12 protein-coding genes and 1 pseudogene are annotated in these 14,605 nt (G+C 70.7%); 11 read left to right on the forward strand and 2 right to left on the reverse strand.

Translation table 11 applies throughout. The annotated features are described in order from the left end of the window. Nucleotides 1–204: 204 nt before the first annotated feature. The 3 genes from G6045_RS15025 to G6045_RS15035 all read left to right on the forward strand — a co-directional run bounded on the left by G6045_RS15025 (nucleotide 205) and on the right by G6045_RS15035 (nucleotide 2,515). The gene (locus G6045_RS15025) at nucleotides 205–1,368 is read left to right on the forward strand and encodes a glycerophosphodiester phosphodiesterase (protein WP_165332439.1); all 1,164 of its coding nucleotides are present in this window, start codon (nucleotides 205–207) and stop codon (nucleotides 1,366–1,368) included. A gap of 89 nt (nucleotides 1,369–1,457) precedes the next feature. Then, nucleotides 1,458–1,994, forward strand: coding sequence for a sigma-70 family RNA polymerase sigma factor (locus G6045_RS15030; protein ID WP_165332440.1), 537 nt, complete (start codon nucleotides 1,458–1,460; stop codon nucleotides 1,992–1,994). A gap of 17 nt (nucleotides 1,995–2,011) precedes the next feature. Continuing rightward, a complete protein-coding gene (locus G6045_RS15035; RefSeq protein ID WP_165332441.1) occupies nucleotides 2,012–2,515 on the forward strand; it encodes a GNAT family N-acetyltransferase in 504 nt (167 codons plus the stop codon). Between the two features lie 11 nt (nucleotides 2,516–2,526). Here the strand turns inward: G6045_RS15035 and G6045_RS15040 are convergent, their stop codons facing one another. Both G6045_RS15040 and G6045_RS15045 read right to left on the reverse strand, forming a co-directional pair. Then, entirely contained in the window at nucleotides 2,527–2,985 is a 459-nt protein-coding gene (locus G6045_RS15040) for a hypothetical protein (protein ID WP_408056332.1), read from the reverse strand. Between the two features lies 1 nt (nucleotide 2,986). Then, entirely contained in the window at nucleotides 2,987–3,346 is a 360-nt protein-coding gene (locus G6045_RS15045) for a hypothetical protein (RefSeq protein WP_165332442.1), read from the reverse strand. 142 nt (nucleotides 3,347–3,488) lie between these two features. Here G6045_RS15045 and G6045_RS15050 point away from each other — a divergent pair, with 142 nt between their 5' ends. The 8 genes and pseudogenes from G6045_RS15050 (at nucleotide 3,489) to cobT (ending at nucleotide 14,586) form a co-directional block, all read left to right on the forward strand. Then, on the forward strand, nucleotides 3,489–4,136 hold the full coding sequence (locus G6045_RS15050; protein WP_165332443.1) for an HAD family hydrolase: 648 nt from the start codon (nucleotides 3,489–3,491) through the stop codon (nucleotides 4,134–4,136). Between the two features lie 401 nt (nucleotides 4,137–4,537). After that, nucleotides 4,538–5,614: a methionine ABC transporter ATP-binding protein gene (locus tag G6045_RS15055; protein WP_165332444.1), complete on the forward strand. Its 1,077-nt coding sequence runs from the start codon at nucleotides 4,538–4,540 to the stop codon at nucleotides 5,612–5,614. Then, nucleotides 5,611–6,351 (forward strand): methionine ABC transporter permease, encoded by a 741-nt coding sequence (locus G6045_RS15060; protein ID WP_165332445.1) that lies wholly within the window; start codon nucleotides 5,611–5,613, stop codon nucleotides 6,349–6,351. Before G6045_RS15055 ends, G6045_RS15060 begins: the two co-directional genes overlap by 4 nt. A gap of 91 nt (nucleotides 6,352–6,442) precedes the next feature. Next, nucleotides 6,443–7,273: a MetQ/NlpA family ABC transporter substrate-binding protein gene (locus G6045_RS15065; protein ID WP_165332446.1), complete on the forward strand. Its 831-nt coding sequence runs from the start codon at nucleotides 6,443–6,445 to the stop codon at nucleotides 7,271–7,273. A gap of 44 nt (nucleotides 7,274–7,317) precedes the next feature. Beyond that, nucleotides 7,318–8,163 carry a MetQ/NlpA family ABC transporter substrate-binding protein gene (locus G6045_RS15070; RefSeq protein ID WP_165332447.1) on the forward strand — a complete coding sequence of 282 codons (846 nt, stop codon included), beginning with the start codon at nucleotides 7,318–7,320 and terminating at the stop codon, nucleotides 8,161–8,163. A 137-nt stretch (nucleotides 8,164–8,300) separates the two neighbouring features. After that, nucleotides 8,301–8,948 (forward strand): GNAT family N-acetyltransferase, encoded by a 648-nt coding sequence (locus tag G6045_RS15075; protein WP_165332448.1) that lies wholly within the window; start codon nucleotides 8,301–8,303, stop codon nucleotides 8,946–8,948. Between the two features lie 91 nt (nucleotides 8,949–9,039). Continuing rightward, nucleotides 9,040–10,248: a precorrin-6y C5,15-methyltransferase (decarboxylating) subunit CbiE gene (gene cbiE, locus G6045_RS15080; RefSeq protein WP_165332449.1), complete on the forward strand. Its 1,209-nt coding sequence runs from the start codon at nucleotides 9,040–9,042 to the stop codon at nucleotides 10,246–10,248. A gap of 489 nt (nucleotides 10,249–10,737) precedes the next feature. Beyond that, nucleotides 10,738–14,586, forward strand: a pseudogene (gene cobT / locus G6045_RS15085) (nicotinate-nucleotide--dimethylbenzimidazole phosphoribosyltransferase). Nucleotides 14,587–14,605: the final 19 nt, after the last annotated feature.

Here is a 14,605-nt window from a genome sequence, read left to right on the forward strand (position 1 = left end):
TACGCAGAGTTGACGTGGCTTTGCGCTGAGTTTGTGCTCCGTTGGCTTCAGAGGCTCCCCCTCGTCACATCCGGCCCCCTAGCATCGGTCACTCGCGTGGGCAGGTGCGGGACATCACAGACGGACGGTTACTACTCCTCGTACGGGCACGTACTGCTGAGCCTCATCGCACGTACGGCCACGTACGACGTCGGAAGGACACCGATGACGCAGGGCAAGGCGAACGGGCAGCAGCAGAGCGGCGGACCGGGGCGGCGGGCGGTGCTGACCACCGCGGTCCTCGGGGCGGGCGGCGCGGCACTCGGCGTCGCACCGGCCGCGAGAGCGGACGAGCGCCGTGGCGCCGGCTTCAGAGGACTGCCGGTACCGACCGTGATCGCGCACCGGGGCGCGAGCGGCTACCGGCCCGAGCACACCCTCGGCTCCTACCAGTTGGCGCTCGACATGGGCGCCCATGTGATCGAGCAGGACCTGGTGCCGACCAAGGACGGCCACCTTGTATGCCGTCACGAGAACGACATCACGGGCACGACGGATGTCGCCGACCACCCCGAGTTCGCGGGCCGCAAGACGACCAAGAGCGTCGACGGGGTCTCGTACACGGGCTGGTTCACCGAGGACTTCACGCTCGCCGAGCTGAAGACGCTGCGCGCCAAGGAGCGCATCCCCGGCACCCGCCAGGAGAACACCCTCTACGACGGCCACTGGGAGGTGCCCACCCTGGAGGAGGTCCTCCAGTGGGCCGAGCGCGAGGGACGCAAGCGCGGCCGTGAGATCTGGCTGCACATCGAGACCAAGCACCCGACGTACTTCCGGGGGATCGGCCTGGGCCTCGAAGAGCGGCTAGCCAAGCTCCTTCGCAAGTACGGGCGGCACAAGAAGCACTCCCCGAACTTCCTGCAGTCCTTCGAGCCGAGCAGCATCGAGCGCCTGAACAAGCTGGTCGACGCCCCGCTGGTCGTGCTGCTCTCCTCCGCGGCCTCCCGGCCGTGGGACTTCGTCGAGGCCGGTGACCCGCGCACGGTCGCCGATCTGGTCAAGCCCGAGGGCCTGGAGTGGATCGCCTCGTACGCGCAGGGCATCGGCCCGACCCTCGACCTGATCATCCCGAGGGACGCCAGCGGCAAGCTGACCCAGCCGACCACGCTGGTGCGCGACGCCCACGCCGAGGGCCTGATCCTGCACCCGTACACGATGCGCAACGAGAACACCTTCCTGCCGGCCGAGTTCCGCCGCGGCGCGGTGGCGAGCGACTACGGGGACGCCTTCGGGGCCTTCAAGGTCTGGTTCGAGACGGGTATCGACGGGATCTTCACCGACAACCCGGACACGGGGCTGCTCGCGGCCGCCGACTTCACCCGGGACTGATCGTCAACGCACCTTCGGAAAGCGCCCATTGCGGGTGATCTCGCGCCGCTCCGGCAACCCGATGCCGGGGCGGCGCAGTCCTGACCCGCATGAACACCAGCGATCTGCTGCACGAGCTGCGCCCCCTGCTGCGGGCCGAAGCCGCCGCCGAGGCGCCCGCGGGCGTCGAACCCGCCGACCTCGAACAGGCCGTGTGGCTCAGCCTGTTGGAACGGATCCACGACGGGGGGCCACCGGCCGCACCCGCCGACTGGCTGCGCAGAACTGTCCGCGGCGAGGCCCGCAGGCTGCGCCGTACGACGCGTAACGAGGCGCGGTACGAAGCCGAACCCGCGGCCGCCGCCGAGACCTGCCCCGAACGGCTCGTGCTGCGCGCCGAGCACCGCCGGGCCGTGCATGAGGCGGTGCGCCGACTGCCCGGGAGATGCCCTCAGCTCCTCGCGGCACTGCTGTCCCGCGAGGACCTCACCTACCGTGAGATCGCAGGGGAGTTGGGTATCTCACAGGGAAGTCTGGGCCCGGAACGTTCCCGATGCCTGGGTTGTCTGCGCAGAATCCTCGCGGCGGAGGTTGCGGCACCTGGCCGGAGGGGAAAGGTGCGACTGAAGCAACCGGCGGACAGGTGAGCGGGAGGCATGCACACATGGGCATGAGCGTGACCATCTCTGCGGCGACCGAGCAGGACGCCGAGCAGATCCTCAAACTGCAGTACCTCTGCTATCAGACCGAGGCGGAGATCTACGGGGACTACTCGATCGAGCCGCTCACCCAGTCGCTCGACTCGATCAAGGCCGAACTCTCCAGTGGCACGGTCCTGGTGGCCCGGCTCGGCCCCGAAGTGGTGGCCTCGGTACGCGGCACCGTGGACACCGACGGCACAGCGCGGATCAACAAGTTGATCGTGCATCCCCGGATGCAGCGCCACGGGCTCGGCGGCCGGCTCCTGATCGCCGTCGAGGAACGGCTCGCGGCGGCGGGCGCGGTCAAGCACTATCAGCTGTTCACGGGCCATCGCTCGGAGAACAACCTGATGCTCTACCGCAAGCACGGTTACGTGGCGGTGGCGACGCAGCCGGTCAGCGAGCGGCTGACCCTGGTGACCCTCGCCAAGGACGCGGAACCGGCGGCGTACGCGGCGAGCGCCTGAGGCCGGACGGTTCAGACGGCTGCGGCGGTACGGGCCCGGCGCAGCCAGAACACCGCGGTGACCGGCAGCAGCACCGGGATGAACAGATAGCCCATCCCGAAGTCCGACCACACCGTGGCATCGGGGAACGCGGACGGCTCCACCAGCGTCCACGTCCCGACGACCAGGACGCCCACCAGCTCGGCGGCGCAGCAGGCCAGCGCCGCCTTGCGGGCCGTCTCGCCGCCGCGGACCAGTGTGTACGTGATGAACGCGTAGACCAGGGCGGCGATCGCGGACAGCGAGTAGGCGAGCGGGGCGCGGTCGAACTCCGTGGAGATCTGGTACGCCGAGCGCGAGACCGCGCCGACCACCATCACCCCGTACAGCCAGACGAGGAGCATGCCGGGGCCGCCGATCAGCCTGGTGCGCTGTGTGCCGACGGGCTTGGCGCCATCCGCCATCTCGACCTCCCCAGGTGTCGAAGACATCTCAGCCTCCCCAGATGTCATAGAGCCGCACCTCGAGCACGGCGAGCACCACGGCGCCCGCGGCGACGGTCGCGCTGCCCCAACGGCTGCGCTCGGCAAGGGACATGAAGGCCACCGCAGGAATCGCGCAGACCGTGCCGATCAGATACGCCACGAACAGCGTCGTGCCCTGCTCGGGGTCGTTGCCGCCCGTCAGCTGCACGATGCCCACGATCAGCTGGACCACCGTGAGCAGCGTCACCACGGCCATGCCGATGAAGTGCCAGTCCTTGGTCGGCTGGTCACGGAAGGCGGCGAAACCGCACCAGGCGGCAAGGGCGAGCGCGGCCACCGAAGTCGCGATCGTCAGGGCGTCGAGCATGCCCGGAAGCCTATTACGGCCCAAACGGCCCGCCGCGCCCGGGCCGGGGCGGGACCCGGTCGAGGGCCGGTGCGCTACCCGGTCGCGGGCGGGTGCGATACCCGGTCGCCGGCATTCGGCCGTCCCGCTTAGGGTCGAAACCATGAAGATCCAGGCCGAAGCCCTCCTGTTCGACAACGACGGAACCCTCATCTCCTCCATGGAGTCCGTGTACCGCTGCTGGCGGCGCTGGGCCGAGGAGTACGGGATCACCGCGGAGGACTTCGCGCGGGTCGAGCTGCACGGCCGCCCGGCGGTCGAGATCATCGCCGAGCTGCTGCCCGCGGAGAAGATCCCCGAGGCCCTCGCGCGGATCGAGCAGCTCGAGGTCGAGGACGTGCCCGGCGGCGTGGTCGTGCTGCCCGGCACCAAGGAGCTGGTGACCTCGCTGCCGCGCAGCCGCTGGGCCGTCGTCACCTCCGCGACCCGGCCGCTGGCCGAGGCCCGGCTGCACGAGGTGGGCATCGACTTCCCCGTGATGATCGCCGCCAATGACATCACCCGGGGCAAGCCCGACCCCGAGCCCTTCCTGCTCGCCGCCGAGCGCCTCGGCGTCGACCCGGCCCGCTGCGTGGTCTTCGAGGACGCGCCCGCCGGACTCGCCTCGGGTCGCGCCGCGGGCATGATCACCGTGGCGTTGACCACAACCCACACCGCCGACGAGCTGAGCGCGGACTACGTGGTGAAGGACCTGTCGGCCGTGTCCGCGCAGGCCATCGACGGTGGCGTGGAGCTCACCGCCCGGGACTGACTCCCTTACGGGTGTCCGCCCTCTGGGTGTGGCTGTCCGCATTGCGGACACCCGTGATCCGCTCGTAGGCCTGTCTGCTTTACTTGATCCCATGACCACGACGAGCAGCCGCACCCTTGCGACCGAGGCGATGATGACGCCCGGTGCTCGTTGTATGTGTCGAATGCGCGCCTTCTAGAGGGCCCCTGCACCACACTCGCGCCCCGAAGCGAGACGGCCGAGCCGCATCCCCGACCTGCTGTCGGAGGAACGGGCCGGCCCCCGCGCACGACGAAACTTTCCGCTGAGTCATGGCCATAGCCGTGCCCTCAGCCGTGCTCGGCTTCCGAACTTCCGAAGAAGAAATGCCCCGTGCCCGGTGCACACGCTGCGCCGCGCACTCGACAGTGACGGAAACCCCAGTGATCACCACTTCCGGCCTGACCAAGGTCTACCGCTCACGCGGTCGTGAAGTAACCGCCCTCGACGGAGTCGACCTCCAGGTGCGCGAGGGTGAGGTGTTCGGCGTCATCGGCCAGTCCGGCGCCGGCAAGTCCTCCCTGATCCGCTGCATCAACCTCCTGGAGAAGCCCACCTCCGGCACGGTGACGGTCGACGGCGTCGACCTCACCGCCCTCGCCGGCCGCGGACCGCGCGCCGGCAAGGAGCTGCGGGAGGCCCGCAGCAAGATCGGCATGGTCTTCCAGCACTTCAACCTGCTGTCCTCGCGCACCGTGCAGGGCAATGTCGAGGTGCCGCTCGAAATCCTCGGCGTCTCCGGCAAGGAACGCTCCCGCAAGGCGCTCGAACTCCTCGACCTGGTCGGTCTCGCCGACAAGGCGAAGAACTACCCGAGCCAGCTCTCCGGCGGTCAGAAGCAGCGCGTCGGCATCGCCCGCGCCCTGGCCGGCGACCCGAAGGTGCTGCTCTCCGACGAGGCCACCAGCGCGCTCGACCCGGAGACCACGCGCTCGATCCTCGAGCTGATCCGCGACCTCAACCGGCAGCTGGGCCTGACGGTCCTGCTGATCACGCATGAGATGGACGTCGTCAAGACCATCTGCGACTCCGCCGCCCTGATGGAGAACGGCCGGATCGTCGAGTCCGGCACGGTCGCCGAACTGCTCGCGACCCCCGGCTCCGAGCTCGCCGACGCCCTGTTCCCGGTCAGCGGAGAGGCCACCGACGTGGACCGCACCGTCGTCGACGTCACCTTCCACGGCGAGGCCGCCACCCAGCCGGTCATCTCGCAGCTCTCCCGTACGTACAACATCGACATCTCGATCCTCGGCGCCGCGATGGACACCGTCGGCGGCAAGCAGGTCGGCCGGATGCGGATCGAACTGCCCGGCCGGTACGAGGAGAACGTCGTGCCGATCGGCTTCCTGCGCGAGCAAGGCCTCCAGGTCGAGGTGGCCGGCGACGAAGCGGCCGCCCCGCTGCTCGTCACGGACGGCGCCGCGAACCCGCTGCTCGTCAAGGAAGGTGTCGCGAAGTGACCTGGAACGAGATGCAGCCGCTCCTGGAGACCGCCTCCCTGGAGACGCTGCGGATGGTCGGCTGGTCGACGCTGATAGCGATCATCGGCGGACTGCCGCTCGGTGTCTTCCTGGTGCTCACCGACCGCGGCGGTCTGCTGCAGAACGCGGCCGTGAACAAGGTCGTCGGCCAGATCGTGAACATCGGCCGCTCGATGCCCTTCATCATCCTGATGGTCGCCCTGATGCCGCTGACCCGGTCGATCACCGGCACCACGATCGGTGTCGAGGCCGCGATCGTGCCCCTCGCGATCGGCGCGATCCCGTTCTTCGCCCGGCTCGTCGAGACCTCGGTACGCGAGGTCGACCACGGGCTCGTCGAGGCCGTGCAGTCGATGGGCGGCAACACCTGGGCCGTCGTGCGCAAGGTGCTCGTCCCCGAGTCGCTGCCCTCGCTGATCTCCGGCGCCACCACCACCGTCGTCGCGCTCATCGGCTACTCGGCGATGGCCGGCGCGGTCGGCGGCGGCGGTCTGGGCAACATCGCCATCACGTACGGCTATCAGCGTTTCGAGACCGGGCTCATGTGGGTCACCATCGCGATCCTCGCCGTGGTGATCTCCGTGATCCAGTTCATCGGCGATTACGCTGCGCGCGCCGTCTCCCGCAAGGGCCGCGGCTCGACCGCCCCCAAGCTCCGTCTGCTCCGCAACACCCCGGCGCCCGCCGCGGTCGCCGAGCCGACCAAGGCTTCCTGAACATCCCCCCGGATTTCTGAACTTCCCCCCACAGCAATGCCCCCGGCACCTGCCGCCGGGTCGCACCACCCATTGGAGAAAGGCACTTTTCGTGCGTAACACTGCCAAGATCACCGCTGCTGTCCTCACCACCGGAGCCCTCACCCTCGGCCTCGCGGCCTGCGGCTCCGACAGCGGCTCCGGTTCGGCCGATGCCGACGGTCCGCTGATCGTCGCCGCCAGCCCCACCCCGCACGCCGACATCCTCACCTACGTCAAGGACAACCTGGCGAAGAAGGAGGGCCTCGACCTCGAGGTCAAGGAGTTCACGGACTACGTCCAGCCGAACACCGCGACCCAGGACGGCTCCGTCGGCGCCAACTACTTCCAGCACAAGCCGTACCTCGACGACTTCAACAAGAAGAACGGCACCGACCTGGTCTGGGTGAACGACGTCCACCTGGAGCCGCTCGGCCTCTACTCGCAGAAGATCAAGAAGACGGACGAGCTGGCCAAGGGTGCGACCGTCGCGCTGCCCAACGACACCACCAACGAGGGCCGCGCGCTCAAGCTGCTCGACGCCAACGGCATCATCAAGCTCAAGGCCGACGCCGGGCTCGACGCGACCCCCGCGGACATCGCCGAGAACCCCAAGAACCTCAAGTTCAAGGAGATCGAGGCGGCCCAGCTGCCGCGCTCGCTCGGTGACGTCGACGCCGCGGTGATCAACGGCAACTACGCCGTCGAGGCCGGCCTCAGCCCGAAGCAGGACGCTCTCGTCAGCGAGACCCCCAAGGGCAACCCGTACGCCAATGGTCTCGTGGTCAAGAAGGGCCAGGAGAACGACCCGCGCGTCAAGAAGCTCGCGAAGCTCCTGAACTCCGACGAGGTCAAGAAGTACATCGACGACAAGTTCGACGGCGCCGTCGAACCCGCGTTCTGAGAACCCCGCGTTCTGAGAACACGGAACCAGGGGAGGGCGCTGCCATGCAGCACAGCATTTCCGCTCGCAAGAAGGTCGTCTCCGCCGTCGCGGTCGCCGGTGCGCTCGTCGCACTGAGCGCCTGCGGCGGCGGGGCGGACCCGGCCTCGGGCGGCGACAGGAACGGCAAGCTCGTCGTCGGTGCCACACCCGTGCCGGCCGGTGAGGTTCTCGCGTACATCCAGAAGGACCTGGCGAAGAAGAAGGGCCTCGACCTCGAGGTCAAGGAGTTCACGGACTACGTCCTGCCGAACACCGCACTCGACGAGGGCAGCCTCGACGCCAACCTCTATCAGAACGCGCCGTTCCTGGACGACTTCAACAAGTCCAAGGGCACGGACCTCACCTCGGTGACCGGGGTCTACCTGCCGCCGATGGGCGTGTACTCGAAGAAGACGAAGGATGTGTCCTCGCTGAAGGACGGTGCCGTCGTCGCCGTCCCGAACGACACGACCAACGAGGGCCGGGCGCTGCAACTGCTCGCCTCCCAGGGCGTGATCGAGCTCAAGAAGGACGCGGGCACCACCGCCTCACCGGCGGACATCACGAAGAACCCGAAGAAGCTCGTCATCAAGGAGCTCGAACCGGCCCAGCTGCCGCGCTCCCTCGACGATGTGGACGCGGCCGTCATCAACAACAACTTCGCGCTGGACGCAGGCCTCAGCCCGAAGGACGACTCGATCCATCTCGAGTCCGTCGAGAACAACCCGTACGTCAACATCCTCGCCGTGAAGAAGGGCGACGAGAGCGATCCGCGGGTCAAGAAGCTGGCCGAGCTGCTCACTTCCCCCGAGGTGAAGCAGTTCATCGAGGACAAGTACAAGGGGTCCGTGCTGCCCGTCGAAGGCTGAGGACTTCTGTTACCACAGGGCCCGCACCCTCAAGGTGCGGGCCCTGTGGTGCAGTTATCCGCTCCGATGCTGCATGCTGGGCTCTTCAGCGGCCTGATGCTGAACACTTCAGCAGCCTGTAGTGACGGAGCGGCGCGATGACCACGGCTCACCGGATGTTCCCCGACATCTCCATCAGCACCGAGCGCCTTGTGCTGCGCCCGCTCGAGGACGCCGACGCTCCAGGCCTCGCCGAGATGATGAACGACGAGATGATCGGGGCATGGACGGCCGTCCCACAGCCGTACGGTGAGGCCGACGCAGCCAAGTGGATCAGCGAGTACGCCCCCACCGAGCGCGAGTCAGGCCGCGGAATCGACCTCGCCGTCACCGAGTTCCTCACCCAGCGCCTGGTCGGCATCGTCCAGCTCGCCAAGACCAACTGGCGGGTCCGCTCCACCGAGATGTCGTACATCATCGCGCCCTGGGCCCGCGGTGAGGGCTATGCCGCCGAGGCCTCACTCGCCACCGCGCAGTGGCTCTTCCGCGACCAGCGCCTGGAGCGCATCGAGCTGCGCACCGCCGCCGACAACACCGCGTCGCAGCAGGTCGCCCAGAAGATCGGCTGCATCAGCGAGGGCGTCCTGCGCGGCGCCTGCATAGCGCGCACCCGCGGCGAGGACGGCACCTGGACCGACTTCCGTACCGACTACATCGTGTGGTCCCTGCTGCCCGAGGACCTCGAAGGCGTCACCGACCAGCTCGCGGAGGCGTCCGGCTACTCGGCGTACTCGGAGTGGAACTGACCGGCGGTCCTGCGCACGGCGGTCCCCGCGCTCACCAGGTACGCTCACCCGTGCCTCGACGACCCCCGAGTACCGCAGGAGACTGACGACCATGGCCGACCGCGTCACGGTGATCGGCTGGGACGGCACCCCGCTGACCGACGCGGCCCGCTCCGCACTCGGCGCCGCCACCCTCGTCGCCGGCGCCGCCCACCACCTCGCGCTGCCCGAGGTCCCCGAGCGCGCCGAGCGGATCCGGCTCGGCAGCGTCTCGCTCGCGGCCCGGCGCATCGCCCGCCATCGCGGTACGGCCGTGGTGCTCGCGGACGGCGATCCCGGGTTCTTCGGAGTCGTACGGACTTTGCGCGCCCCCGAGTTCGGCCTCGAGGTCGAGGTGGTGCCGGCGGTCTCGTCCGTCGCCCAGGCCTTCGCGCGGGCCGGGATGCCCTGGGACGACGCCCAGGTCGTCGTCGCCCACCGCCGCACCCTGCGCCGAGCGGTCAATGTCTGCCGAGCCCATACAAAGGTCGCGGTTCTCACCTCGCCCGGCGCGGGCCCCGCCGAACTCGGCCTGCTGCTCGGCCCGGTCCAGCGCACCTTCGTGATCTGCGAGGAGCTCGGCACCTCCCGCGAGCAGGTCACCGTCCTCACCTCCGACAAGGCCGCCGACCGCACCTGGCGCGACCCCAACGTCGTGATCGTGATCGGCGGCCCGGTCACCGCCGACACCGGCTGGATCGCCGGCCGCGATTCGTCGGGCTCCTCCCGCGGCTGGGCACTGCCCGCGTCCGCGTTCGGGGGTGGACTCGGCGAGGGCGAGAACGACCGGGTCCGCGCGGCCCAGCTCGCCCGGCTCGGCCCGCGTGTGGGGGATCTCGTCTGGGACATCGGCAGCGGCGGCGGCGCGTTCTCGGCCGAGGCCGCACGCTTCGGCGCCGCGGTCATCGCCGTCGACCGCGACGCCGACTCCTGCGCCCGCACCACCGCCGTGGCCCGCCGCTTCGGCGTCCAGCTGCAGGTCGTCCACGGCACGGCACCGCACGTACTGGAAGATCTGCCCGAACCCGATGTCGTACGGGTGGGAGGCGGGGGAGCCGCCGTGGTCTCCGCGGTCGCCGACCGGCGCCCCGAGCGCATCGTCACCCACGCCTCCACGCGCGACCAGGCCGAACTCATCGGCAGGGACCTGATGGAGCACGGCTACGCGGTCGAGTGCTCGCTGCTGCAGTCCGTCGAACTCGACACCCGCGCCTGGAGCGAACTGGAGCGCGTGGTGGCCTTCGTCATCTCGGCCGAACGGTCAAGCAGAACCGGGGATTGAGGACCGCTTTTCGGCTCTTCGGCCGCACTGCGCACACCCTGGGTCGCTCACGACCGGTACATGGCTGTTTCACAGAGTCGACGAATCCTGGAGCACGGCCGGTCAGGCCCGCTCAGGAGATGCCGTAAATCCGCCCCGCGACCTTGGTGCGCCGCCGCTCGCGGTAGGCTGGCCGATCGTTGTACTGCTCCGGGGGGTTCGTCGCTTCGTGCGTCAATGTCCGGAAAGCGCGCCCGTTTTGGGGCGTGTGTGGTACGGCAGGACCGGAGGACGCGCGACGTGGCGTAGTCCACAGCGGGCTGTGGTGGATCTACTCGTCATGACGGTGGTTCGGCCGCGACAATGCCTAGGGCGCCGATGCCTTTGGCGCTTTGTCGACGAGTCGTACGTGCCGCGCGGCGCGCACGCTCGTTCTTGTCCTTGGGCGGGTTGTACACCGCCCGGGCAGCCGGCCGAAGAGGAAGTACGACCAATGGGCGAGGGGTACGCATGACCGACACCGGCCAGGTCCCGGGCGAGGGACTGCCTCAGGACGCAGGCACGGTGGGCCGGCCCGGGGTTCCCGCCCCGGGTGCGCACACCTTCCACGATCCCTCCGGCGCCGCCGCGGAGGACGACGACCTGCTCCTGATGCCGGGGGCGCAGGGCGCATGGTCGGAGGACCGCCAGGCGTTCGCACCCGAGGGGTATCCCACCGCGCCCGGGTACGGCATGGGTGAGGCCGGCTCTCTGGCCGGGACTCCTCAGGCAGGCAACCACCACGTCGGCAACCACGGACTCGGCGACCATCAAGTCGGCAACCATCAGGTCGGCGCTCCTCAGATGGGGAACCCTCAAATGGGGACGCCTCCGGCCGGGACGCCGATGGCCGGGGACCCGCAGATGTCTCCCGATCCGCACGGTCAGGCTTCGCTCGGTGCCCAGCCCGTGGCGGGCTCCGCGTTCGCGGCGGGTGAGTCCGGTGGCTATGACGCCGCACCGGCGGGCGAGCCCGGTCACCATGACGCCGCGGCCGGCGCCGAGTTCGCCGGTGCGCACGACGGCGGTTTCGCCGGCGCGCACGAGGCCGGTATGCCTTCGCCGCAGGACATGAGCGCCCCGGGCGCGCACGAAGCCGCCGGGCGCGACAGCGGTTCCGTGGACCTCGGCGGGGCGCGTATGTCCGCCCCGAAGGAGGCACCGGTCCGCCGCCCGCTGCACATGGGCCCGCCCGCGGTGGCCGGCCCCGCGACGCCCAGCCCGGTCCGTTCGCTGGCCGACCGCGGCCCCGCCGGAACGCCGGCCAACCCGGTGCCGACGCGCCGGCCGGGACCGCCGACCACGGGACCCGAGTACCTGGACATTCCGCGCGAGGCCGACGGCACTCCCGTCGCCCCCGGACCGCAGCTCGGCTCGATCCCCGCGGCGCCCGGTGACGTTCCCGGCTCGCAGCTCGGCGAGATCCCCGCGCAGGCCGCGACCCCCTGGCCGCAGCCCCCGCAAGCGCAGGGTGCAGAAACGGTCGTTCCGCAGGCCCGCCCCGCCGGAGCCACTCCCGCGACCCCCGACGTCGAGGCGTTCCGCGCCGCTCAGGAAGCGGCCGGGTTCCGGCCCGCCCCGCAGGGCGCCGCGCTGTTCAGCGTCCCCGAGCCGGTCCACGCCGGTGCCGCCTACGCCGCACAGGGCTCGGCGCTTTCGGCAGAGTCCGCAGGCCAGGCGTACGCGGCCCACGGCGGCGAGCCCGGCCGGGGCCCGGTCGAGCCCGTGCCCGGCGAGGGCTTCGCGCCCCACGGCGGTCCGCAGCTCCACCTCGCGCCGCAGTCCGCCGGCCCGGCCATGACGGGCGGCGACAACCACCCGCCCGTCGCGCCGATCCCCATGCCCGCGGCCTCGTCCGAGGACCTACCGGCCGGCGACGGTGCGGGCGCGATGCCGCAGGGCCTGAACTCCCAGGAGCCGGGCCCCATCGGCTAGTTCGTCCCCGTCGAGGGCGTCGTCCCGTCCACCCCGCACCTCGCCCCCACCCCGCCCCAGCCGCTCCGCCTGCCGGAAGAGCCGGCCGCGGGTGCGGAGGAGTCGGCGGTATCGGTGGAGGAGCCGACAGCACCGGTCCAGGAGGCATCCGTACCGGTCCAGGAGCCAGCAGCACCGGTCCAGGACACCTCCGCACCCGTGCAGGAGGCACCCGTACCGTCGCAGGACACCCCCGTACCGACGCAGGAGACCGCCGCCCCGGCCCCGGAAGCGGCCGCGCCCGTGCAGGAGCCGGCCACCCCGTCCGAGCCCGAGCCGCCGCAGGCCGAGGCCGCCGAGTCCGACGTGCCCATGGAGCACGAGGCGCAGCCCGCCCGCGACTCCACCTTCGCCGTCCCGGCCCCCCGCGAGGGCGAGCCGGAGCACCAGGCGACGGCGGCCGCCGAGGTGGCGGACGCCGAGGTGCCGGACGCGCAGGAGTCGCCGGCCGCCACCGAGGCCCAGGACGCGGCTGAGGATTCCGCCACAGAGGGGCAGGCCGAGCCGGCAGCCGCCGAACCCGCCGCCCAGGAGCCCGAGGAAGTGGGCCCCGAACTCCTCCAGTTCGCCGACGAGTTGGACACCCCGGACAACGCCGACGTATCCGCCGAAGGCCCCGCCGCCCCCGGCTACGCCGACGCCGAGCGCGAGGCCGTCCTGCGCGTGATGCGCGAGCGCCGCGACATCCGCAACGGCTTCCGCAGCGACCCCATCCCGCACGAGGTCCTGCTCCGCGTCCTCGAGGCCGCCCACACGGCGCCCTCCGTCGGTCACTCGCAGCCCTGGGACTTCGTCGTCATCCGCTCCGCCGACACCCGGCGCACGATGCACGAACTCGCCATGCGTCAGCGCGAGGCGTACGCGAAGTCGCTGCCCAAGGGCCGCGCGAAGCAGTTCAAGGAACTGAAGATCGAGGCCATCCTCGACACCCCGGTGAACATCGTCGTCACCGCCGACCCCACCCGCGGCGGCCGCCACACCCTCGGCCGGCACACCCAGCCGCAGATGGCCCCGTACTCCTCCGCGCTCGCCGTCGAGAACCTGTGGCTCGCGGCCCGCGCCGAAGGCCTCGGCGTCGGCTGGGTCAGCTTCTTCGACGAGCGCGAGATGGTGCGCACGCTCGGACTGCCCGAGCACCTGGAGGTCGTGGCGTATCTCTGTGTCGGATACGTCGACGAGTTCCCGGACGAGCCCGAGCTGATGCAGGCCGGCTGGTCCAAGCGCCGCCCGCTGTCGTGGGTCGTGCACGAGGAGACCTACGGACGCCGCGCGCTGCCCGGCGAGGACCCGCACGATCTGCTCTCCGAGACCGTGGCCAACATCCGTCCGCTGGACGCCAAGGCGCTCGGCGAGGCGTGGGAGCGGCAGAAGCGGATGACCAAGCCGCCGGGCGCGCTCGGCATGCTGGAGATCATCTCCGCACAGCTCGCGGGCCTGTCCCGGATGTGCCCGCCACCGATCCCGGAGCCCGCGGCCGTCGCGATCTTCGCGGGCGACCACGGGGTGCACGCCCAGGGCGTGACCCCCTGGCCGCAGGAGGTCACCGGCCAGATGGTCGCCAACTTCCTGGGCGGCGGCGCGGTCTGCAACGCGTTCGCCAACCAGGTGGGCGCCGAGGTCTGCGTCATCGACGTGGGCGTCGCCTCCGACCTGCCGGCCACGCCGGGCCTGCTGCCCCGCAAGGTCCGCGCCGGTACGGCCGACATGACGACCGGCCCCGCCCTGACCCGCGAAGAGGTCAAGGCGGCCATCGAGGTCGGCATCGAGACGGCCCGCGACCTGGTCGCCGCCGGCAACAAGGCGCTGCTCACGGGGGAGATGGGCATCGCCAACACCACCGCGTCCGCGGCGCTGATCTCCGTCTTCACCGGCGCCGACCCGTCCGAGGTGACGGGCCGCGGCACCGGCATCAACGACGAGACCCTCGCCCGCAAGACGGACGTCGTACGGCGCGCGCTGGAACTGCACCAGCCGGACCCGGCCGACCCCATCGGCGTCCTCGCGGCCATCGGCGGCCTCGAACACGCCGCCATGGTGGGCCTGTTGCTCGGCGGCGCGTCCCTGCGCACACCGGTGATCCTGGACGGCGTGAGCGCCGGCGCGGCGGCCTTGGTCGCCCGCGCCATCGCCCCCGAGGTCCTCGCCGCGTGCATCGCGGGCCACCGCAGCGCGGAGCCCGGCCACGTCGCGGCCCTGAACAAGCTGGGCCTGCGCCCGTTGGTCGACCTGGACCTCCGCCTCGGCGAGGGCACAGGCGCCCTCCTCGCCCTCCCGGTCGTCCAGTCGGCCGCCCGCGCGATGCACGAGGTGGCGACCTTCGACTCTGCGGGCGTCACGGAAAAATAGCCCCTGCGGCGCTTGAGCA

Origin of the sequence: Streptomyces mesophilus (genome assembly GCF_011044995.1) — a bacterium.
Classification (GTDB): Bacteria; Actinomycetota; Actinomycetes; order Streptomycetales; family Streptomycetaceae; genus Streptomyces; species Streptomyces mesophilus.

What these genes read in the sequence shown, in the direction of transcription:
- G6045_RS15045 (WP_165332442.1), bottom strand. Translation starts at nt 3,346, where the DNA reads ATGCTCGACGCCCTGACGATCGCGACTTCGGTGGCCGCGCTCGCCCTT.
- G6045_RS15025 (WP_165332439.1), top strand. Translation starts at nt 205, where the DNA reads ATGACGCAGGGCAAGGCGAACGGGCAGCAGCAGAGCGGCGGACCGGGG.
- G6045_RS15040 (WP_408056332.1), bottom strand. Translation starts at nt 2,985, where the DNA reads ATGTCTTCGACACCTGGGGAGGTCGAGATGGCGGATGGCGCCAAGCCC.
- G6045_RS15070 (WP_165332447.1), top strand. Translation starts at nt 7,318, where the DNA reads ATGCAGCACAGCATTTCCGCTCGCAAGAAGGTCGTCTCCGCCGTCGCG.
- G6045_RS15030 (WP_165332440.1), top strand. Translation starts at nt 1,458, where the DNA reads ATGAACACCAGCGATCTGCTGCACGAGCTGCGCCCCCTGCTGCGGGCC.
- G6045_RS15035 (WP_165332441.1), top strand. Translation starts at nt 2,012, where the DNA reads ATGGGCATGAGCGTGACCATCTCTGCGGCGACCGAGCAGGACGCCGAG.
- cbiE (WP_165332449.1), top strand. Translation starts at nt 9,040, where the DNA reads ATGGCCGACCGCGTCACGGTGATCGGCTGGGACGGCACCCCGCTGACC.
- G6045_RS15050 (WP_165332443.1), top strand. Translation starts at nt 3,489, where the DNA reads ATGAAGATCCAGGCCGAAGCCCTCCTGTTCGACAACGACGGAACCCTC.
- G6045_RS15075 (WP_165332448.1), top strand. Translation starts at nt 8,301, where the DNA reads ATGACCACGGCTCACCGGATGTTCCCCGACATCTCCATCAGCACCGAG.